The organism is Lysinibacillus sp. G01H (genome assembly GCF_028872195.1).
Classification (GTDB): domain Bacteria; phylum Bacillota; class Bacilli; order Bacillales_A; family Planococcaceae; genus Lysinibacillus; species Lysinibacillus capsici.
On the sequence record NZ_CP118397.1, the window covers coordinates 2450230 to 2470559 of the forward strand.

The 20330-nt window shown below is 37.8% G+C and carries 23 protein-coding genes; 2 read left to right on the forward strand and 21 right to left on the reverse strand.

Annotated elements, in window-relative coordinates:
* Window positions 1–51 precede the first annotated feature (51 nt).
* From PSR12_RS12380 to PSR12_RS12400, 5 genes are all read right to left on the reverse strand, one after another.
* Entirely contained in the window at window positions 52–894 is an 843-nt protein-coding gene (locus tag PSR12_RS12380) for a DUF2785 domain-containing protein (RefSeq protein ID WP_257522256.1), read from the reverse strand.
* Window positions 895–913: 19 nt separating this feature from the next.
* Window positions 914–1555 carry a hypothetical protein gene (locus PSR12_RS12385; protein ID WP_274769090.1) on the reverse strand — a complete coding sequence of 214 codons (642 nt, stop codon included), beginning with the start codon at window positions 1553–1555 and terminating at the stop codon, window positions 914–916.
* Window positions 1556–1657: 102 nt separating this feature from the next.
* Entirely contained in the window at window positions 1658–2626 is a 969-nt protein-coding gene (locus PSR12_RS12390; protein WP_274769092.1) for a DUF3221 domain-containing protein, read from the reverse strand.
* Window positions 2619–3134: a sigma-70 family RNA polymerase sigma factor gene (locus PSR12_RS12395; RefSeq protein ID WP_221682895.1), complete on the reverse strand. Its 516-nt coding sequence runs from the start codon at window positions 3132–3134 to the stop codon at window positions 2619–2621. The genes PSR12_RS12390 and PSR12_RS12395 overlap by 8 nt, the downstream gene beginning before the upstream one ends.
* A gap of 63 nt (window positions 3135–3197) precedes the next feature.
* The gene (locus PSR12_RS12400; protein WP_221682896.1) at window positions 3198–3641 is read right to left on the reverse strand and encodes an Lrp/AsnC family transcriptional regulator; all 444 of its coding nucleotides are present in this window, start codon (window positions 3639–3641) and stop codon (window positions 3198–3200) included.
* A gap of 141 nt (window positions 3642–3782) precedes the next feature.
* On the opposite strand from PSR12_RS12400, the gene PSR12_RS12405 reads away from it, so the two are divergent.
* Window positions 3783–4367, forward strand: a complete 585-nt coding sequence (locus tag PSR12_RS12405) for a DJ-1/PfpI family protein (RefSeq protein ID WP_274769096.1) — start codon at window positions 3783–3785, stop codon at window positions 4365–4367.
* A gap of 55 nt (window positions 4368–4422) precedes the next feature.
* On the opposite strand, the gene PSR12_RS12410 is transcribed toward PSR12_RS12405, so the two are convergent.
* Both PSR12_RS12410 and acnA read right to left on the reverse strand, forming a co-directional pair.
* Window positions 4423–5913, reverse strand: coding sequence for an S-layer homology domain-containing protein (locus tag PSR12_RS12410; RefSeq protein ID WP_221682898.1), 1491 nt, complete (start codon window positions 5911–5913; stop codon window positions 4423–4425).
* A 216-nt stretch (window positions 5914–6129) separates the two neighbouring features.
* Complete coding sequence (gene acnA, locus PSR12_RS12415; RefSeq protein WP_004227840.1) at window positions 6130–8835, reverse strand: aconitate hydratase AcnA; 2706 nt, start codon at window positions 8833–8835, stop codon at window positions 6130–6132.
* A gap of 556 nt (window positions 8836–9391) precedes the next feature.
* Between acnA and PSR12_RS12420 the strand changes: the two genes are divergently transcribed.
* Entirely contained in the window at window positions 9392–10054 is a 663-nt protein-coding gene (locus PSR12_RS12420) for a hypothetical protein (protein ID WP_274769098.1), read from the forward strand.
* A gap of 194 nt (window positions 10055–10248) precedes the next feature.
* Here PSR12_RS12420 and PSR12_RS12425 read toward each other — a convergent pair whose 3' ends face one another.
* The 14 genes from PSR12_RS12425 to PSR12_RS12490 all read right to left on the reverse strand — a co-directional run bounded on the left by PSR12_RS12425 (window position 10249) and on the right by PSR12_RS12490 (window position 20330).
* Window positions 10249–11067, reverse strand: coding sequence for a hypothetical protein (locus tag PSR12_RS12425; RefSeq protein WP_274769100.1), 819 nt, complete (start codon window positions 11065–11067; stop codon window positions 10249–10251).
* Between the two features lie 403 nt (window positions 11068–11470).
* On the reverse strand, window positions 11471–12142 hold the full coding sequence (locus tag PSR12_RS12430) for a M15 family metallopeptidase (protein ID WP_274769101.1): 672 nt from the start codon (window positions 12140–12142) through the stop codon (window positions 11471–11473).
* Window positions 12139–12543 carry a phage holin family protein gene (locus PSR12_RS12435; RefSeq protein ID WP_274769103.1) on the reverse strand — a complete coding sequence of 135 codons (405 nt, stop codon included), beginning with the start codon at window positions 12541–12543 and terminating at the stop codon, window positions 12139–12141. Before PSR12_RS12435 ends, PSR12_RS12430 begins: the two co-directional genes overlap by 4 nt.
* 64 nt (window positions 12544–12607) lie before the next feature.
* Entirely contained in the window at window positions 12608–12811 is a 204-nt protein-coding gene (locus PSR12_RS12440; RefSeq protein ID WP_274769105.1) for a hypothetical protein, read from the reverse strand.
* Between the two features lie 84 nt (window positions 12812–12895).
* A complete protein-coding gene (locus tag PSR12_RS12445; protein WP_376747240.1) occupies window positions 12896–13036 on the reverse strand; it encodes an XkdX family protein in 141 nt (46 codons plus the stop codon).
* A complete protein-coding gene (locus PSR12_RS12450; RefSeq protein ID WP_274769106.1) occupies window positions 13033–13254 on the reverse strand; it encodes a hypothetical protein in 222 nt (73 codons plus the stop codon). Before PSR12_RS12450 ends, PSR12_RS12445 begins: the two co-directional genes overlap by 4 nt.
* On the reverse strand, window positions 13254–15881 hold the full coding sequence (locus tag PSR12_RS12455) for an Ig-like domain-containing protein (protein WP_274769108.1): 2628 nt from the start codon (window positions 15879–15881) through the stop codon (window positions 13254–13256). The genes PSR12_RS12450 and PSR12_RS12455 overlap by 1 nt, the downstream gene beginning before the upstream one ends.
* 2 nt (window positions 15882–15883) lie before the next feature.
* Window positions 15884–16483 (reverse strand): hypothetical protein, encoded by a 600-nt coding sequence (locus tag PSR12_RS12460; RefSeq protein ID WP_274769110.1) that lies wholly within the window; start codon window positions 16481–16483, stop codon window positions 15884–15886.
* A complete protein-coding gene (locus PSR12_RS12465) occupies window positions 16476–16784 on the reverse strand; it encodes a hypothetical protein (protein ID WP_274769111.1) in 309 nt (102 codons plus the stop codon). The genes PSR12_RS12460 and PSR12_RS12465 overlap by 8 nt, the downstream gene beginning before the upstream one ends.
* Window positions 16781–17437: a putative phage tail protein gene (locus tag PSR12_RS12470; protein ID WP_274769113.1), complete on the reverse strand. Its 657-nt coding sequence runs from the start codon at window positions 17435–17437 to the stop codon at window positions 16781–16783. The genes PSR12_RS12465 and PSR12_RS12470 overlap by 4 nt, the downstream gene beginning before the upstream one ends.
* Window positions 17434–18525 (reverse strand): baseplate J/gp47 family protein, encoded by a 1092-nt coding sequence (locus tag PSR12_RS12475; protein ID WP_274769115.1) that lies wholly within the window; start codon window positions 18523–18525, stop codon window positions 17434–17436. The genes PSR12_RS12470 and PSR12_RS12475 overlap by 4 nt, the downstream gene beginning before the upstream one ends.
* Entirely contained in the window at window positions 18518–18934 is a 417-nt protein-coding gene (locus PSR12_RS12480; RefSeq protein WP_036075134.1) for a DUF2634 domain-containing protein, read from the reverse strand. The genes PSR12_RS12475 and PSR12_RS12480 overlap by 8 nt, the downstream gene beginning before the upstream one ends.
* Window positions 18928–19368, reverse strand: a complete 441-nt coding sequence (locus PSR12_RS12485; protein ID WP_274769118.1) for a DUF2577 domain-containing protein — start codon at window positions 19366–19368, stop codon at window positions 18928–18930. Before PSR12_RS12485 ends, PSR12_RS12480 begins: the two co-directional genes overlap by 7 nt.
* Window positions 19365–20330 carry an XkdQ/YqbQ family protein gene (locus PSR12_RS12490; protein ID WP_274769120.1) on the reverse strand — a complete coding sequence of 322 codons (966 nt, stop codon included), beginning with the start codon at window positions 20328–20330 and terminating at the stop codon, window positions 19365–19367. The genes PSR12_RS12485 and PSR12_RS12490 overlap by 4 nt, the downstream gene beginning before the upstream one ends.

Sequence of the window (20330 nt, forward strand, 5' to 3'; positions counted from 1 at the left end):
ATTGTCCTTCATCTTAGCAAATTACCAATTGTCTGTCAACAATGGACAATCTTAAAAAATTTCGTTGAGACAAGTGGCAATACTTTGATGGAGATCAGCATATTGTGGCTGTTGAATGGTTTGAATCAAAAAGCTCTTCAGCAATGTTTTACTATTGAATAGCACTATTCTGTATTGTTCTTCACTCAGATGTTCCTTCATTGAGGCTAAGGTTAATGGCATTTGCTGCACTATATGGATGACTTCATTTTGTTCCAGCCCCTGCTCCAACATCGCGAATATAGGCACTAATAGTCGGTCATCCTCATCATGGATAAAAATGTAATCCGGTTGTAAATAGATGGACCATAATGCATGTAACATATCCGGATAGGCTGTTTTCAATGATTTTGGATTTTTCACTAGTTCATCGATAGCATCTGAAACATGCGCCACGCTATGTGCCCATCCCTTGCCAGGCACATAGCCTCTTACATCCTTTTCAGATGATACATAGCTTAGTAACTTTGTTTGACAGTCCTCTATGCTAGCCTTGGGCAAAAAATTATCCTGTAGATCTCTTGCTAAAATAAGCGCTACTAATAATGATGTAAAGGAGCGAGTAAAGACCCAATCTGATTCCTTTTCTCCAATCCCCTTAACTATTAAATGGTTTAAGCTATAATCCCATAACTCCGTTAAGCAACGATGGTCTAGCAAGTTTTTTTCTAAAATCCATTCATAAAAGCTGCCATAAATATAAGTATCTCGTAGCTCACTATCAATAGAACCGATATGTGCTAACATGGAATGCACAAGCTGCTCTTGATTTTCTAGCTCCATTATTGCTTGCCCCTTTTTCAATGCCTTTAATCGATCCTTTAATTTTTCTTCCTTCAGTACATCTTGTATCAACTCTTTGACTCCCCTTTGCTTATTTATTTTGATACTCACTCTCTCGGTATATCCCATCTAACTTCCAGCTCTCATTAAAACGGACATATGTAAATTCCTTTTGCCAATTATCTTGGTGTACAATCACCTTACTGCGCCAAGGAAAGGTAAATGCATTCGCCTGCCCCTTTCGCACATCAGCTATATCATCCGCTACTTCAAGAAGCGTCGTAGGCTTCATTGTATTGTGCATCAAATAAAGCTGTCGATCTGAACTATCCTCAAGCTCCTGCATTACTTGCTGATGGAACGCAATCACCTGCTGATTTGCCTGATAAAGTGAATAAACGAGTGAGCTCCCAAATAGCAGCATCAATGTTGCCACAATCACAACATGCTTTTTCTTTAAGCCTATATAAAATGCCCACTTCTTTTCCTTGTTGTATAAATAGATATAGATTGCTAGACTAATTGGCCATAAAAATAGTAGCTGCCAAAAGAGGACAACCCAAAAAATTTCTCCATCCGAGACAAAATATCGAATGCAAAAGTAATTCAACAGCCATAAGGGCATTGACCAACGCCAAAAGGATTCTTCCTGTGACATACTTTTTAAATAAATCAGTAGAAGAGGTAAGCTTAGGAAAAACGCTGTCGCATTATCTAATATAGCAAATACCAAATCAACACCTCTATTTTAGAAAAATATTACAACTATTGTATATGAATCCAAATCTAAAGAAAAGGCTAGACATTCTAAAATCATTAAATGTCTAGCTTCTTGTTAGTGAAATTCCTTTACTATTTTCATCTCTACGATATCCTTATAATCAAGGAATGGCTGAGTGTCATCGTTCCCAATCGACTGTCTATACTGTACTTCTACTCGATCACCAACTGAAAGTGTTTGCGGAACATCCACTAGAGGGAACCATGTACCATTACTATGTTTTTGCACTAATTCATCTACAGATTTTTGCCCAACCTCGCTAGCCAAGACGCCTGAGACAACTAAAAATTCATGTTCCTTGATCGCTAAGACCGTTCCACTTCTGATGAGCTTCATTTGGCTGTCCTTTTCTGGGATTTTATATTTTTCTCTTAAGGAGGCAATGTCTTTATGATAATGTTGTTCTAAATAATTCATGGCTGCTTGCTCAACAAGCCATGTACGAATGGGATTACTTACATCCTTATAATCGGCTTGGCTTACCTCCCATAATAAATCAAATGTAGCCATTTTATAGGCAATTGGCTTGCCATAGTTCTCTATAAACCCTTCGTTTGTGACTTGCAACATTTGCAGAAGCTTATCATAAGTTGGCCGAGTATCATCCTCATAGCTCCACTCTTGCATGAACTGTTCGAGTGCCTTATCTACTTGCTCTTGTGTAGGTACTAATTTTTTCGATTGCGCATAAGCAAAGGTCGATTCAAAATATAAAAAATTATCAAAGCTTGCCTTATATAAACGATTCTTTCCGTTCATAAAAGAATCAAGTTGTAAATATAGCTCTAAAATCCGCTCATCTAATACGGGTGGAATAGTAGAAGCTTGCTGTTGTTGTTCATTATATTGCTGATATATAAACAGCCCTATGCAGACACTTAAAATCATAGCCATAACACCATATGGCCAGCGTTTTGCCGATTTTTTTTCATGGCGTTGCTGTAAATGCTGAACCACATTTGTCATCACACGCTTTTTACTTTCTGATAAATCCCTTACTACGCGAGCATCCATTTTACTCATGCAGGAGCACCTCCCATTCAACATGCTGTAATTGTAGCTTCAATAACTCTCGCCCACGACGTAGCCTTGTTTTAACGGTGCTTTCAGGAATCGTTAACAGCTCTGCAATGTCTACCACAGGCATTTCTTCAAAATAAAAATGTATAATGACCTCTCGCTGTTTGAAAGGGAGAGCTAGAATCGCATTTTCAATCAAAGTACGTTCATCTTGCTGTACAAGCATATCTCTTCTCATAACGGTTTGCTGCGGAAAAATCTTCTGTTGCACTTGAATTTTCCGATAGGTCCAGCTGCGTAAATAATCTTTACTTCGATTACTAACTAATTTCGATAAATACGCCTTTAGCTCCCCACGTTCCTCATAGTTTTGCTGTTTATCATAGAATTTAATAAAGACATCCTGTACGATATCTTCGGCACTTTGTAAATCTCTCACATAGTAAAAGGCAAGACGAATAAGCCTCTCTGTATGCTGTTCCATTATTCTTTCCAGTTCATGAATTAGCAACATTCTTCCTCCTCTCTACCCTATAAACGGAGCTCGCGGCTTCGAGGTTTGCTTTTTTGTCAATTACCCCAAATCATTGTCAGCAAATGGTGTAATCACTTGTTTTTCCGTTGAAGATAGCACGATATTAGTAGAAGGTGTGCCATAGGGCATAGCCGCATCAATAAATTGTTCTAATGTTTCTACTGAATAGGTCGCTAATTTAACAATATAGCTAATTTCCCCAGCCACTCGATAACATGCCAAAACATCAGGATGAGCATTACAAAATGAAGAAAGACTTTTACAATCAATGGACTTAAATAAAATAATGGCTTCAATCGTACGCTCCATCTTTTTCAGATTTACCTTTGCATGATAGCCCTCAATCACACCCTGCTCCTCTAGCTTTCTGATTCTTTCAATAACGGCAGGAGAGGATAAATGAACGGTAGTGGCTAATTCCTTCATAGAGATTTTGGCATTTTGCTGTAACTGCTGTAATATTTGTGTATCAATATGATCCATGGTCCATCACCTTTCTAAATAAATTATTTATAACATAATACCTTTTCAAATAAAGTTTTTTACCTAAAATCCATTATACAACGTATGTAATCTTTTCTCCCTTTTGTTTACAATAATATCAATAAAGGAGGCAAATCAAACATGAAAAAAATATTGTTACTATTAGCAAATGGCTTTGAAGCGGTGGAGGCAAGCGTCTTTACTGATGTGCTCGGCTGGAATAAGTGGGAAGGAGATGGTACAACAGATGTGGTTACGGTCGGCCTGCATGAACAGCTGCAATGCACCTGGAATTTTAAAGTCACTCCTGAAAAATTGCTCCATGAAATTGTATTAGAGGATTTTGATGCATTAGCGATTCCTGGAGGCTTTGAGGAAGCCGGTTTTTATGAGGATGCGTTTAGCGAGGAATTTCAGGCAGTTGTTCGCCACTTTGATGAACACAAAAAACCGATTGCAACAATCTGTGTAGCTTCTCTTATTTTAGGCCACAGTGGAATTCTTCAGCACCGTCAAGCAACAACCTATAATCATCCAACAAGTAAACGTTTAGCACAGCTAAAGGGCTATGGCGCAGCAATTGTCAACGAGCGTATTGTGCAAACTGATCATATCATCACCTCCTCCAATCCAGGAACAGCCTTTGATGTTGCCTTTCGCTTACTAGAAACTCTAACATCTGCTCCAAACACATCGAAAGTAAAAGAATTAATGGGCTTCCACTAAAGCATAAAAAAAGTAGGCTTACACCAATATACTTGGCATAAACCTACTTTTTGTATTATTTACTTACTGGTGCTGGTTCTGATGCACTTAAATCCATTTCCTTTGCATTGTCTAGCACATCTTTTGGAATCGTAATTGTAGTTACCGCATTGAAATCATGATATTTAATCGTTGTTTGCTGTCTTGTTTTGATCGAATTGCCTTCTACTTGCATCTTTAATGTCATATCCATAGCAATTTCTTCTACATCGAATGTTTCTTTATTAATCAATAATTTATATGTGAGACCATCAAAGGAAATATTGCCTAATTGTGCCTCTAGATCGGCTTCCATTCCTAAATCCATTGCGCCAAGCTGCTGCTTCACTAGCTCTGTGAATTTATCGCCAGAACCTTTTAATGTTAACTCATAACGGTTTGCTGATTCTACTAATGTGAAATCTTCAGCAAATGCTTGTAGCATTTCCAATTGTTCAGTTGCATCTGGCTGCATTCCTGTTTGGCTCAGTACATCTTCAAATAATTGTTTCGGGAACTTTACCCAGGCCTTTTGTTCTGCCTCATACATATACATACCATCTTTAGCCGTCATATACATTTTAATCGGCAAATTAATCGCTTCACCGCTTGTTGGATCTGTTAAAGCCATTGAACCATCAGCAAAGAATTGCATTGGCTCTGTAACAATTTCCATCTTCATGTTGCCTTTAGAATCCATTTTCATGGTTTCCTTACCATCGTTTGCCTCTACTGTCTGAGAGATCGTCATGGTAGCCTTCATGCTTTTTAGCTCTTTTTGCTTGGCTAATGTTTTCGTAAATACTTCCTCTAACAAAGCACTATCCTGTGTTGTAGTAGGCTGTTCTTCTGTTACTTGCTCCTCTTTAGGCTCTTCCTCTTTTACTTCCGTTGTAGGCTGTGTATCCTCAGCTAAGCCTAATGCGTTCACAATAAATGTTGCTAATTGACCACGTGTAACATTTTTATCTACACCAAATTCTGTGGCAGTAACACCCTTCGCAACGCCTGCCTCATACAGGGCTGTTACTGCATCTGCAAATGGACTATCTTGCTGTACATCTGTGAATGGACTTTTACCTTCTGCTGTTAAACCTGCAGCCTCTGCTACCATTACCGCCATTTGACCACGAGTAATTGTGTCATCTGGACGGAATGTATCATCCTCATAGCCTTGTACAACGCCAAGATTAACTAATGTAACAATCGCTTTATAGTATGGGCTAGATGAGTCGACATCCTTAAAATTCGGATTCTCGACAGCCGTATCCGTTGTAGTTAGATGAAATGCACTTGCTATCATCTTCGCTGCCTGTCCGCGTGTTACATCCTTTGAGGGCTTAAATGTACCATCTGGAAAGCCATTAATGATGTCTGCTGCATGCAATGTGGAAATACTATTAAAATGTGCATAATCTTCGCTCACATCTGAAAATGGACTAGCCGCCGATACAGGTACTACAGCAACAGCAGTAACCGCCATTGCAGCTGTTGCCGCTGTATAAAACTTATGTTTTTTCTTTGTCATAATCAATCGTCCCCCGTTTATGTAAAAATTTTATCCTTACCTATTAATTTTACCGAAAGAATTGGAAAAATGCTAGGTTCATTGGAAATTAAATTATAATTATCCATTAAATCCGTCATTTGGTGCTATTTATACATATTTTGGCCACTTCTATCAAACACTCTCTTAATAAATAAAAAAACCGACCTCCTAAGAGATCGGTTTTTATGATGATGATTACTCAGCAGCTTTTGCGCGTAGAACCATTTGTAGGATACCACCATGACGGTAGTAGTCTACTTCTACTTCTGAGTCGAAACGAGCTAAAGCTTGGAAAGTTTTAACTGTGCCGTCTTCAGATTTAGCAGTTACTGTTAAGATTTCACGTGGTTTTACGTTGTCAGTAATGTTAACAGAGATTTCTTCTTTACCAGTTAAGCCTAATGTATCAGCAGATTCACCTGGCATAAATTGAAGTGGAAGAACACCCATCATTACTAGGTTAGAACGGTGGATACGCTCGTAAGATTGCGCGATAACAGTTTTCACGCCAAGTAGGAATGTACCTTTCGCAGCCCAGTCACGAGAAGAACCCATACCGTAGTCGTTACCAGCAAGTACGACTAAGCCAGTACCTTGTTCTTGGTATTTCATACATGCGTCATAGATGTACTCTACTTCGCCTGTTGGCCAGTAAGTAGTGAATCCACCCTCTGTACCAGGAGCAACTTGGTTACGGATACGGATGTTTGCAAATGTACCACGCATCATTACTTCGTGGTTACCACGACGAGAACCGTAAGAGTTGAAGTCACGGATTGCAACACCGTTTTCAATTAAATATTTACCTGCAGGTGTTTCTTTACCGATTGCACCAGCTGGAGAAATATGGTCAGTTGTGATTGAGTCACCGAACTTCGCCATAATGCGTAAGCCGTCTAAGCCTTTAATAGCTTCTGGCTCTTTTGCAAGACCTTGGAAGAATGGTGGGTTTTGGATGTAAGTTGATTTGTCATCAAATGTGTAAAGAGACTCAGTTGATGTTTCAATTGCATTCCATTTTTCGTTCGCTGTGAATACAGTTTCGTATTCTTTTTGGAATAACTCACGGTTAACAACAGTACCTAATACTGCATTAACTTCTTCAGTTGATGGCCAGATATCAGCGAAGAATACTTCGTTACCATCTTTGTCTTTACCAAATGAATCTTTTTGTAGATCGATATCCACTGTACCAGCAAGTGCATAAGCAACAACAAGTGGTGGAGAAGCTAAGTAGTTAGCTTTTACAAGTGGGTGTACACGACCTTCAAAGTTACGGTTACCAGAAAGAACTGAAGTTACGAATAAGTCATTTGCTTTAATTGCTTCTTCGATTTCAGGTAATAATGGACCTGAGTTACCAATACATGTTGTACAACCATAACCTACAGTGTTGAAACCGATTTGGTCAAGGTATGATTGTAAACCTGAATCTTCAAGGTAACCAGTTACAACTTTAGAACCTGGTGCTAAAGAAGTTTTTACCCATTTCGGCACTGTTAGACCTTTTTCTACAGCTTTTTTCGCCACTAAGCCCGCAGCGATTAATACGTATGGGTTAGAAGTGTTTGTACAAGAAGTGATCGCAGCTATCGCAACAGCACCTGTTGGAATTTCTACATCGCCTTCAGCGAATTTCGCTACAGAAGTTTTTGCGAATTCATCTTCTGTTAAACCGAAACCTTGTGTACCTTGTGGTGCCACTACTGCTTCTTTGTAACGAGAACGCATTTGAGATAGTGGAATTAAGTCTTGTGGACGTTTTGGACCAGAAAGGTTTGGTTCGATTTCAGCTAAGTTTACTTCTAAAACATCTGTGTAAACTGGCTCTAATGTTGGATCGAAGAACATGTGGTTCGCTTTTAAGTAAGCTTCTACAACCGCAATGTGCTCTTCGTCACGACCAGTTAAACGCATGTAGTTTAATGATTCTTCGTCGATTGCGAAATAACCACATGTAGCACCATATTCAGGAGCCATGTTAGAGATTGTCGCACGGTCAGCTAGTGGTAATTTAGATACGCCAGGTCCGAAGAACTCAACGAATTTACCAACTACGCCACGTTGACGTAATACTTGTGTTACTTTTAATGCTAAGTCAGTAGCAGTTGTTCCGTTTGGAAGATCGCCAACTAATTTAACACCGATAACTTCTGGAATTGGGAAGTATGAAGGCTGACCAAGCATACCTGCTTCAGCTTCGATACCACCTACGCCCCATCCAAGAACGCCGATACCGTTGATCATTGTTGTATGAGAGTCAGTACCTACTACTGAATCTGGGAATGTTTCGAATGTGCCATCAGCATTTTCGTTTACGTGTACAACTGGAGCTAAGTACTCTAAGTTTACTTGGTGAACGATACCTGTTGCTGGTGGTACAGCACGGAAGTTATTGTAAGCAGTTTGAGCCCATTTTAAGAAGTTATAACGCTCAGCGTTACGTTCAAATTCTAGGTCCATGTTCGCTTGTAATGCAGATGCATTACCATATTTGTCAACTTGTACTGAGTGGTCAATAACAAGGTCAACTGGAATAGCAGGGTTGATTTTGCTTGGGTCGCCGCCCATTTCTTTCATTGCAGAACGAAGAGATGCAAGGTCAACAACTACTGGTACACCAGTAAAGTCTTGTAATACAACACGAGAAGGTTTGAATGGTACTTCTGCCTCTGGGTCAGCACCGTTACCCCATTTTGCTAATTCGTTTACGTGTTCTTCTTTAATTACATACGCATCATATTGACGTAAAACAGATTCTAATAATACTTTGATTGAGTAAGGAAGGTTTGAAACTTTTGCAACGCCAGCTTTTTCAATCGCAGCTAAGTCATAGTAATTGTAAGTTTTACCATTCACTTCGAATGATGCACGGCTGTTGTGTAAATTACCTTGTGCCATTTGCGGATCCCCCTAATATATATCTTTTTGAAAAGGCTTTAAAAATGTGTAGCATCTTTTCTCCAATACCCATGATAGCGCATTTATATTCATAAGTAAATTACATTAATATTATCTTTTTTGATAAGCATAACTTATGACCTTGGTTTCTATCCTGATGTTTTTAATTTTTTGATGTGCATAATATCAAGGTTTTGTATTAATGAAGGTTTCTATACCTGTCTAACGAAGCCTATCTAAATGTATTTAACTGGGGTACGATGTGGGGTACAAACTGGGGTACGCGGACTTTTTGTAAAATGTGTACCCCAGTAGAAAATAATACAACCTTCACCCGGACAGGTACATATTAATAGTAGAAATCATAACAAAAAATTATTTAGAAATACTTACTTCTACTTTAAGATTATAATTAAATTCTTCGCAGTTAAACAAAAAGATCCCACATAATATGGCTATTTAAAAACTATATTAATCTACATTTATATTACTGACAACACCTTCCAATATTGATACAATTTTATTATTACAACTCATACAAGGAGCAAATACTTATATGAAGAAACTCATTTTAAGTGCATCACTTATTCTTACACTAGCACTAACTGGATGCGGTGAAAGTGATTCCTCAAAACCAAAAGAAACTGTAAAGAAAGCATCATTAGAAGAACAAAGCAAACAATTTATAGATGAAAATTTAGAAGGGAAAACAATAGCGGATTTTACAAATAAACTACTAACTGTAAAAGATGAAAAATTGGTGGATATGATTATTCTTGGCCATAAAAATGGAAAACAATTTGAAGATGATTTTGATTTACTTGGTAGGAAAGCAACTGCTTCTGGTGTAATCACTGAATTTGTATTTGAAAGTTCAAATATTGGTCAAAAAAGAAGAAGAGAAGGTTCAACTACTGCTATACGTGCTGATAAGTTTATTATCTATATGGGCAATAGAGACATTGAAAACTACGAGTTCATTGATTACGATGAGCTCTTTGATAAAGATAAGAATAAAGAAGATTTTTTCCTTGGGGTTTATCCAGAAGAAATAACAAACTTTGCCATTGTTGATTTAGATCAAGAAGCTGAATTATCAGTTGGTCAAAAAATAACAGTCGAAGGAACAATTTCAAATTTCGTTTTACGTAAAGACTTTTCAGACGAAAGCCAAGTTGAAGAATTTAGTATATTGATAAATGACGCTATATTAAAATAAATTAAAAAAAGTCGCTCATTTTTAATTGATAATATTATATATTTTTAACATAGTTGTATATTCTACAAAAGAAAAGAAATAGCTAGAGAGCTACCGAAGTGTAGACCATATGAAGAATAATAAAAAATGACCAGGTACTCACTTTCAATTGAGTACCTGGTCTATTTCATTAGATAAGTTTCAATTCGTTTTAATTAATAACTAAAGCTAGCACCATAACTTCTAACATCAACATTTGATTGATTAGGTGTAATACTTACTCCGACAGGAAGTATTGAGATACCTACTGTACCTGATAATTTCTTATGACCATATTCGAACTTAATTGTTGCTTTACCTGAAGATGAAGACTTAATATAGAAAGTTTGAGCAATTGTGCCTTCATGAGTTTGGAATTTATTTAAAGATCCATTAAGATCAAACGAACCTGCTACTCCTAAAGATGGATCCCACGTTGACGGTGTAGAACTACTTGACATTAACGTAGTTCCTCCTGTTGAAGTATTGTATAAAGAATATGTTGAGTTAAAACCTTGAAGTTTACCAGATTGAGCTGGCATGTAAACACCAAGACTTGATGGGAAACCAATAGCTATTTTATCTGTTAAAGCCCAAATTGGTTTATTTAACCATCTAAAGTTTGCGTGTGCATAAAATGCATTGTAACCAGAAACAGTACTATTATTCAACTTTAACACATTACCTTTAAAACTCATATCTGCACTCGGAATATCACCAAAAGTTGTAACTTCTGATGGATCGTTTGTTACTTCATCAAAACTATAAATCTCTTCGAAACTTGTTAAAATTTCAGCCTCGCTATCAACTAAGAACTTTAGTTCTTCATACGGCATATTCTCAACTTCTGTCTCACTAAAATTCAATCCATATAAATAATTCTTTTCAGCATCGGTTAAAGATGGTTCACCTTCTGCGGCTTCAACTTGATGATTGAATCCCAACGTTAGTGCAAAAATGACACCTAAAAACATTAAAATACTATTTTTCTTCATTTCCCTACCTCCCAATTTTTTTACAATTTTTATTATATACATATTTTATCATTTTTGGATAAATAATTTAAATTTGAATAAAAAGTACTAGTTTTTTCAGAAGTATATTAGTTTATTATAATAATACATAGATAGGGAGGTTTAGATAATGGAGGCATTTTTTTCTTTCAGTTGCTTTTTTCTTATGCCAGTATATGGGTTTTTGTTTTGTTTCTATTTTATAAAATTAATAAAGAAATTAATAAAGGGACAGAATGATACAAATGTCGAAGCAACTGTTATGACAATTACGTTTATTTTAATTATATGGAGTATCAGTTATACCGTAGCAATAGGAAATTAATTAATAGTTTTTATGAGGGCACTTGATGTAGATTTTATTTTTCAGTGCCCCTCTTTTCTCTTAATTACTATTCCGCTGTGCAATGATAATTTTTAATCCTTCAAAATCACCACTTGTTATAGCGCCATTATCAAATTTCTCCAACCAAGATTTATCAATTAATTTTTTATTGACTGCTTGTTGAATATAATCTCGAACTGCAGCTTTTGCGGTTGTACTAGTGAATTTCATAATATCATCATCCTTTTCCGTTTGTTGTGGTTTATCCTCTACAATGAGCTGTACTCTTACAGCACTACTTGTTGGCACGATTACTTGTCCTTCTAACTTGTAACCTTTAGGCATTGACCAATTTGTAGGTATTTCAAAATGAGGTGCATCATACTGTCCAACTGGCCAATAGCCTCCCCAAGTAATCCCTAGCTTTTTAGCAATTGCCCCCACTTTTGATAAAGTAGAAATGTCGTATAAATTTCTAGGCGGTGCTATGGCAATATCCCAGGCTCTACGTGATGTATGATTACTATTGCGTGTCCAGGTAATTACTTGCCCTGGTCTTGTTCGACCTTGCTCATACAAATAATTTTGGCGCGTTTGGCTGCGGTATGTTTCTGTGATAAAAATGTCTACAATTCCAGCTTTGAAACATTCCTGGAACAATAGGCGACATGCTGTTTGAGCAGCTGCAGTTAATTCGCTTAAATCTCGACATGTTTGAGTTACGCTTGTCATTTGACTTCACCCTCTCCTGATTTATCCTTAACGATAGCTAAAATATTTTTTACAAAGTCAGGCATTGGCAAGCCCATTTTAGTACCGTTTTCCGTGATTGAAATGAATTCAAGGACACAAAATGCAATGGCTGCCCCATCCCCTGCATACTCGATGCCAGGTATTACAACAGACAATAAATAAACAGATCCAACTAGCATTAAGTAATAAATCTTGCGTATGATGCCGTTAAAGCCTGTACGACTGTTTAAATTTTGGTTAACAATTCCGCCCATAATACCTGTAAGGTAATCAATTGCCATAAAGCCAATCAAAACTGTAACAGCCATTCCTAGACCATCCACTGAATATGAAACGATAGTGCCTATCGTTCCACTCACTACAGCAATCCATTTTTCCATCTGAACACTTCCCTTTTAGAATAATAAAAAGGACACGCATATGGCGTATCCTTCGAATTCAACCCTATTTTAATTTTTGCGGTATATCAGCTACATTAACTATCATCTCAAGTATTGAGATTAAGAACGTTAGTGTTAATACAGATCTAGCAAATAAAGCTGTTATTAAATCATTCCCAGTTAAAAGCTGAACAAAAATTAACATTGCTAGACAACCATATAAAGAGGCCTTTAAAAAACATATAAAAGATAATAATTGTTTACTCATTTTAAGTTTGCTCCTTTCGATTTTTAACATTCTAATCGATAGGAATCTATATTTTAATACCAATTTTAAATTAATTAAAATTAATTAAAATTCTTTACCTGTAATTTCTTTGTACTGTTTAGGCGTGATTTCCCCAAATGGATTTTCTTCTGTTTTAACTGCTAATTTTAATTGCTCTGCAGTCACCCATTTGTACATAAAAGCGATTTGCCAAAATTGCATCATGAAACACCTCCTTTCAATGTCATTACTTCTAGCTTTAATTGAGTAACTGTTTGGCCAAGACTATTAATAAGAAGGTCTTTTTGAATCCCTTTAATCTTCTCTTGGGCTAATTGTTCGCCTAGTGATAATACTTGTTCATCTATGCTCAATCCAGTTCCAACCTTTACAGATTGGCCCATTGAGCCATCGGATTCACGCTGCTTATATTCCATAACCATTACTCAATCGCCCCCGATATTAAGTGGATTTTATGATTAACTGTCGCATCTGGACGTGTTGTAGAAAGTTTCAAAATGATATTGTCTTTCGGCTCTGTCGTTTCATGATAATACGTATCTTCGACAATGCCATTAGTGTTAGGCATAGGAGCTGTGTTATCAGCTGTTAGCGTTTCATACTGCTCTTGCTCGCCAGCTAATGTCATGGAAAGTTCAACTTTAAGATCCATATCCTCATCACGCTCAATGAATAATAAAACGCCCTTTGCAGATCCAGTAGGAGGTGTAACTTTGTACCTCGCCACAGCATGCAAAATAGGCGTTTTTACTTCATTCTTCTTTAGTTTTATAGTTTTACTTGTCTTGGCACCATAATTGTCAATTACCTCAACGACAATCGTATTTTCACCTATAACAAGTTCAGCGAGTGATACATCAAATTCCCAAGCACCACCTGGTCCACTATAGATTTCAACAGGGTTATTAGCATTTAACTTTTTGGTTACTTTAACTGTTGAATTTGCATCTTGATCAGATGAAGTACCACTGATTTTAAATTTGTCTGAATCGATAACTCCTACAGGTACAACCGCATCAATAAATAGTAGTGGTGCTCGGTTAGGCACAACATAAAATGTTCTCTCGATTGTAGCTGATTGTTCATTCTCGCTATCGACTGCCCAAATTTTTAAAGTGTGTGCTACACCTTCGGCAAGCGTTCCAGTAAGCACCGTTTCGCCATCGTACAGCTTACCATTCTTGAATGTGAGCTGCTTCGATAATGTTATTTGTGTCTGACTTAGGTTTGTTGCTAATACTTTACGCTGCTCACTGTTAATTTGATAGTAGACTGTGATTGATTGGTCTTTATCTGCATCGTAGGCATCGCCTGAGATGTTAATTGTGTCGTTTTCGTATAATGTTTGGTTGTTTGTTGGCGATGTTATCGTCACAGATGGCGCATTGTTTGTAATGATGTTACCTTTGAAATAAATGCCCTTCGTTGTTTGTTCATACATAATCGGTGCTATATCACCAAATGAGACTGTAAACGTTGGGTCGTACAGCACAGAAGGGCACTGTGTATTTGCGTCGAGGCGACCATCTACCTGTGTAGGTGCTCCGAAAACGCTACCGCGGTCTGTGCTTACCATCTGATAAACAAAATATCTGCTGCTTTGACTAGGATTTTGCCACGCAAACGTAATGACTACTTTGTTAGACTTATCCACTGATATAGTCGGATAGTTATGTTGACCGCTTGATTGGTTCGTTATCCTTTTGACAAGTTCCCACGTCGCACCGTCGTCTCTACTTCGCCCATAAAACACATTGTATATATTATTTATAACAGTATCGTAACCTAACCACGTAGCATGGAAATAACCGTCTTTATCTTTTACGCCCGTTACCTGTGTTTGGATAAAGCTAGTGCTGTTAGGATCATATGCAATTTTAAACGACCAACCACTATTAACATACATATGTGTCGTGCCAAAAGTCGTGTTATTTTTAAAGACGTATACACAATACACTGCGGCTGATGAATTAGATGGCATTAAACGTATACCACTAGTAGCGAATATAGTCACGAACCCTTTGCTATCAGTCGTTAGTCCTAGGTTTGTGTAGCTATAACGCCCGTCAGTTGTGATAGCTGTTGTAACCATTGTAGTGCTAGACCATGTAGTACCGCCGTTTGTACTCACAGAATGGTAAACATTTTGAGTAGGTGACGACCCTGACGACGACGCTATCCACGCTACATGCACAAATTTCGTTAGTGGATCAACGTATATCTGTATTTGCGTAACGGTTGCATGTGTCACATTATTAATTTGCTTAGTCGTATAATCCGTTAAACGTGTATTCTGCACCGTTAAGGCGTCGAATACTGTATAGTTCACTGTATTATTTGTGATTGAACGTGCTACTGCCACGTAAACTTTAGTGCCGTCACTCGCAATCGCATATGTGCCGATAGATCCCGTCGCTCCTTGACTGACCGAACATAAAGGCGTCCACGATACTCCACCATCCATCGACTTGAATAAAAATATCTCGGTGTTATCTTGTTTAGCAGCAGCTACTAACCAACCATTAGATAAACGTGTAATTTTATCACCAAAATTTGCCTTGCTGTACGCTGAATTGGTAATCACACCAGGCCCTAACGGCCCAACTGCCGCACCTTTCACGTACCAATACCCGTCGGTATGGCGTCCGTTCGCTGGGTACGTGCCGTCCTCTGCTGGAATCTTCGCTTGCACCAGGGCACCTTTTGAGTAGGTTGTATTTTGTGAGTTTTCGGACGCGTATTTGATTTCTAATGTAGTGTCTACACTATCATAACCTGCAACACCCGACTGCAAAGCTACTTGTCGAACAATGCTTTGTGCGTTAGTAGCAGGTTGAAAGAACGATGCCCCTGGCGTTATGGGTGCGCCATGCGCCCATGACCCTGCCGTTGTGTATGTGTTTGAACTTCCATCGTGAGAATATCCGCTAGGTTGTCCAGAAAATGACCCTTTTGCAAATCCACCTGCAGGGTGGGTTTTCCACGGTGCATTGTCCGCCCTATAGGTATTACTTATCGCCGTAAACTTATCATAATAATACTGTGCCATCCTTATACCACCTCCACTAAATCAACACTAAATGTTTGCCAATCACCGACACCCATTTCAGCATTGACCGTATCAATTGAAACATTACTACGAGCCACTTTAGCACCCTTTTTGTACGTATTTTTCAGGGCTTGCACCTTGATAGTATTTGTTCCTACCTCAGTGATCACTACGTCCTCTTTCGCCACATCATCAAAAATAGTGACTTGCGTAAATGGTGTAAAACCATCAACACTAGCCACTGTTAAAGTAGTTGTACCTATTGCCGCAGACTCGATAATGTCCGTTAAGGCTTTATCCAAGCTAATTTTGTTTGTGCTGCCGTCTAAAGGATCAGCAAATGTCCCAGAGTTCCCAGGTACTCGCCCGTCCAATTCCATCTGGATCTGCATACGTTGCATTTGACGAGCTTGTTCTATCAAAAAACGGTATGCATTATAAAGACCCCACTCAAGATTATTTCCATATTCCGCCCAAAAAATCGTGCCCTCTTCTAGCACTTCACCAGTGTTGGGGTCAGTTAAATCATCCTCCCATTCCACTCGTTTATATGGATTTGTTTTAAAATTCAAAGGAATTTCTCCTGTCATAAATTCAGCCATTTACTTCCACTTCCTTTGCTTCAACAGTGAGAGGGAATGCAATGGTATAGCCTTGCGCTCCTTTTTGGTAGTTCATACTTTTCACATATAGCTCTCGACCCATCGAATCTACTAAAACTACTCGAGTAATTAGACCTTTTTCGGTTGTTAATTTCACATATTTTCTCAATCCATAACGATCACTAGTATGTGAAATAGGTTTATCATAAACCACACCATCAATTGTTACCTTTGCCCCAACTACCAAATTACTTAAAAATGCTTCTGTAAGTTGTATTAATAAAGGCTGTATTTCGCTCACACTATTCCACCTCCTGCTCTAAATCGGCCACAAACACGTGCGCGAAGTAAAAAAGCATACGATCCATCTTGTATGCTTATTTTTTCTTTCCCTATGATTGCTGATTTTGAAGCTGTTTTAAATCGGCCACATATACGATTATTGTTAAAATTCCAAGCATATGTTCCAGCGATCAACACTAAAGAATCCTTAAGAGCAAGTATTGTCGCCATCAAGTCGATATTTAAAGGCACGATGCGCTCAATTATATTTATTACCTCTTTATAGTACATGGTATGCTCCACATCAATGGCTACTTCCATTTCGAAATGATCAATGTCTAGTAAAATTTGATGTTTATTTTCACCCAATAAATTAGTAAGAACCTTAATTAAGTGTTCAAATACATAGGGCGCTTTATCTTGCATACGAGCAAGTAATCTTAGCTTGCGAAATTTCAATGTTTCACTTTTCAAGTCCGCACGAATCCCGAAATCTTTTTCTCTCATCGCAACAGCAGTTTCGCTTGATGTTAATATAAACTGATCATTTTTCACATCAAAAAGAGCTTCGTCAAGTTGGTCCCAACTTGCTGTAACTGTGTTGGACATCTCACGAAACTCTCTAATACTTCTATAGTAAGGCGGTAATTCCTCTAAAAAGGGATTGGTCATGTACTCACTTCCCTCAGTATTACTTGTGAGAGAACAGGGATATCTTCAATCAAATTGATGTTCTTATCAAGACCATTTAACGTGGTTGAAGCAATATCCTCTACTCCTTCGATTTCCAAAAGTCTCGCTTCAATATGGGTAATCCGCACATTTATGTCTAAATCCTTATACCAAATTGCACGTAGTTCTGCAAAATATTCTTTTAAAGTTTCATTTATTTGTGCCTCGATTTGCCCAATAGTTACTCCATTAAGAATTAGTTCACTTTCAACAACAATATCATTTTTTCCTACACCTTCCACGGTGACTCCATGGCCAATAGGTGCCGTGCCGTAGCCCTCACCTTTAAACTCGATTGGATCTATAATCTCTTGAACATAGGATACAAACTCTGGTGTCGGTACATTAAAATCAGAATCAATAATAATAGCCTTTACTGTTCCCCCTCCAAATGGCGCACGCCTTAAACGAACACCACCTACACCTTGTATGGCCCTTAACTTTTTCTTATAATCAGCACGATTCCCTCCAAAAGCTTTCTCACGAATATGGTCTAAAAACTTTTGATAAAGCGATTCGTCTGTTTCATCATCTTCACCAGGCACAAGGACATCTGCTAAAACCGCTTTCCCTAACTGATTGTTTGCCTCTAAAGGGAGCATTTCACCATAATCTTTATTTCCAACGGATCCAGCTGTCTGAGCTTCGGCTTTAAATTCACCCGCTTCTATCCGTTCAATTATCGTATATACAATTTCATCTAAACGATATTGACTACTTATTGACACATCAAGTGGTTGTCCATCAGCATCTGTAAACAAAGCACGACGAATAGCCTTACCTGCTTTTTTTCGCTCAACTCCATGCTCATTTACACGCTTTTCAAGATCATCACCGTCTGCCGTAGCAGCAAAAGTGCGACGATAGAGCACAGCCATATCCCAATAAGTCTCAGCAAGTTTCAACGCTGATGGAGCAAGTGCATCGTATATGACACTACCCTCTCGCTTATCAACGTCATCTGGAACCCGTTCAAGCAATGCTGTTAAGATACTATCAAAAGATTGAGCTTCTAAGTAATCAAGCAATTCTTATCGCCTCCTTCAAGAGACTTACATCACCATAAATAGTACGAGCAGTAAAAGTCACTAATACATCTTCCTTTGAAGTAAATTCAAGGCTGAAATTTTCTAATGATGTAATACGCTCATCTTGTAGGACTGCATCATGAATACGCCTAGCTAAGTCCCCTCTTACATACAATTCATCATAACCAACCATATTCTGAAAACCATAGTTATTTGTGTAGATAAGATGTTCGAAGCGGATGGTATTTAAAGCTTTGAAAATTGCTTGTTCCATTGCTTTCTGACCATCAATAAATCCTGTACAACACCCTTTTTTGAAATCCAAGTGGTATGTTCGAGTGGGTAATTCAACGGCTTCGATTACCTCAATTTCTGGTGTTATTGTTATTGCCTCTGTTGGGACTACCATACACTATCACCTTCCTTATATCTGTCTGATACAAAATATTTTTGACCGCCCTGCACTCTATGGAGCACAACTTTATCAGCAATTTTAAGTCCATCTTCATAAATAAACTGTGCATACTTCATCTCGTACTTTTCATAAGGATTAGGTGCAGATTCACCTATATTTTTCCGAGTAGAACTTGCTTGTTTCAATGCATCTCCCATACGGCCACTAGAAAAATTTTGTGTATGTTCATAAGCAAGCGAAACTATACGTTCATGCCTTGTCAAATGCTCTGCAACAAGCAAAAACTCATCCGTTAAGATGAGCTTGGAATGGACTTCTATTTTAAGTGGCTTCGATTCAATTACTTCACCTACAACGATATTGACTGGATTGGATGCTTGGAAGGCAGCCATGGCTGTTGTTTTGATTAAATCTAGTAAACTCATCATATCACCTTTAATTCTATTGACATTGTATGGACTTTAGGTGTCCAATCATGGGTGCAAGTATCCACCAAAAACAATTGTTTTAACCCTAGCTTTTCGATGAAGATAAACACCATTTTGCCTGCTCGTACACGCCAGTCACCTAAACATTTCAAAGATAGTTTCTTTTTTTCTTTATTGTGTACAGCTAGTAATGCATCTAACAGACTCTCAACTTGCGCTTTCGTCATATTTTCATCTACTTTTTCGTAATACTGTAATTGTCCCCATTTAGCGATATTGTTACTATCCTGCGCTATAAATACCCTTCTCTTTGATGCCTTTTTATCATCTAAAACGAGTTTAATGCGATTGTAACTATCATCTATAGAGATGGAATAATCATAATCATACAAAAGACTATCTTCACCTATATAAAAATCAGTAGGTGGGATAATTAAATCTTTAATATTATGAAGCCCAAGCGAGCCAAAATCGTCCATGAAAACAAAACTTTGGTTGGTTGCTACAATAGCCGAATCAATATACTTCATAATGACATCTAAGGCTTTTTTATCTTCCTCTATCATTGCTGGTGCTTTATAGCCAGTCTTCGTAGATACACTTAATTTTAATTTAGCTTGGCTGCATATTTGAGCTATAGCAGCCTCGGATTGCATTGATTTCATAACAAATGTGTCATTGTACATTAAATATCTCAGTTGGTCATAAGCAGTAATCTTAAATTCGCTGCTTTTTCCCAATTCAGCTTTAAATGAATAACCATAGAAAATTTTGCGCTTTTCATCAGTCACTCTTACAATCGCACCAGATACAACTTTATTTTCGAGCGGCTTAGGATTTAACAGATTAACATTCAGTTCAGAAGCTTTTCCTGTTTTTTCTGTTTTCCAACTAATTGACGTGACAGGAACTTCATATATCTTTCCATCACGATTGTCGATTAATACTTCTATACCTGTCAC

Coding starts and splice junctions, on each gene's coding strand:
- PSR12_RS12390 (WP_274769092.1), bottom strand. CDS start 2,626: ATGAGTAAAATGGATGCTCGCGTAGTAAGGGATTTATCAGAAAGTAAA.
- PSR12_RS12400 (WP_221682896.1), bottom strand. CDS start 3,641: ATGGATCATATTGATACACAAATATTACAGCAGTTACAGCAAAATGCC.
- PSR12_RS12405 (WP_274769096.1), top strand. CDS start 3,783: ATGAAAAAAATATTGTTACTATTAGCAAATGGCTTTGAAGCGGTGGAG.
- PSR12_RS12410 (WP_221682898.1), bottom strand. CDS start 5,913: ATGACAAAGAAAAAACATAAGTTTTATACAGCGGCAACAGCTGCAATG.
- acnA (WP_004227840.1), bottom strand. CDS start 8,835: ATGGCACAAGGTAATTTACACAACAGCCGTGCATCATTCGAAGTGAAT.
- PSR12_RS12420 (WP_274769098.1), top strand. CDS start 9,392: ATGAAGAAACTCATTTTAAGTGCATCACTTATTCTTACACTAGCACTA.
- PSR12_RS12425 (WP_274769100.1), bottom strand. CDS start 11,067: ATGAAGAAAAATAGTATTTTAATGTTTTTAGGTGTCATTTTTGCACTA.
- PSR12_RS12430 (WP_274769101.1), bottom strand. CDS start 12,142: ATGACAAGCGTAACTCAAACATGTCGAGATTTAAGCGAATTAACTGCA.
- PSR12_RS12435 (WP_274769103.1), bottom strand. CDS start 12,543: ATGGAAAAATGGATTGCTGTAGTGAGTGGAACGATAGGCACTATCGTT.
- PSR12_RS12440 (WP_274769105.1), bottom strand. CDS start 12,811: ATGAGTAAACAATTATTATCTTTTATATGTTTTTTAAAGGCCTCTTTA.
- PSR12_RS12445 (WP_376747240.1), bottom strand. CDS start 13,036: ATGATGCAATTTTGGCAAATCGCTTTTATGTACAAATGGGTGACTGCA.
- PSR12_RS12450 (WP_274769106.1), bottom strand. CDS start 13,254: ATGGTTATGGAATATAAGCAGCGTGAATCCGATGGCTCAATGGGCCAA.
- PSR12_RS12455 (WP_274769108.1), bottom strand. CDS start 15,881: ATGGCACAGTATTATTATGATAAGTTTACGGCGATAAGTAATACCTAT.
- PSR12_RS12460 (WP_274769110.1), bottom strand. CDS start 16,483: ATGGCTGAATTTATGACAGGAGAAATTCCTTTGAATTTTAAAACAAAT.
- PSR12_RS12470 (WP_274769113.1), bottom strand. CDS start 17,437: ATGACCAATCCCTTTTTAGAGGAATTACCGCCTTACTATAGAAGTATT.
- PSR12_RS12480 (WP_036075134.1), bottom strand. CDS start 18,934: ATGGTAGTCCCAACAGAGGCAATAACAATAACACCAGAAATTGAGGTA.
- PSR12_RS12485 (WP_274769118.1), bottom strand. CDS start 19,368: ATGATGAGTTTACTAGATTTAATCAAAACAACAGCCATGGCTGCCTTC.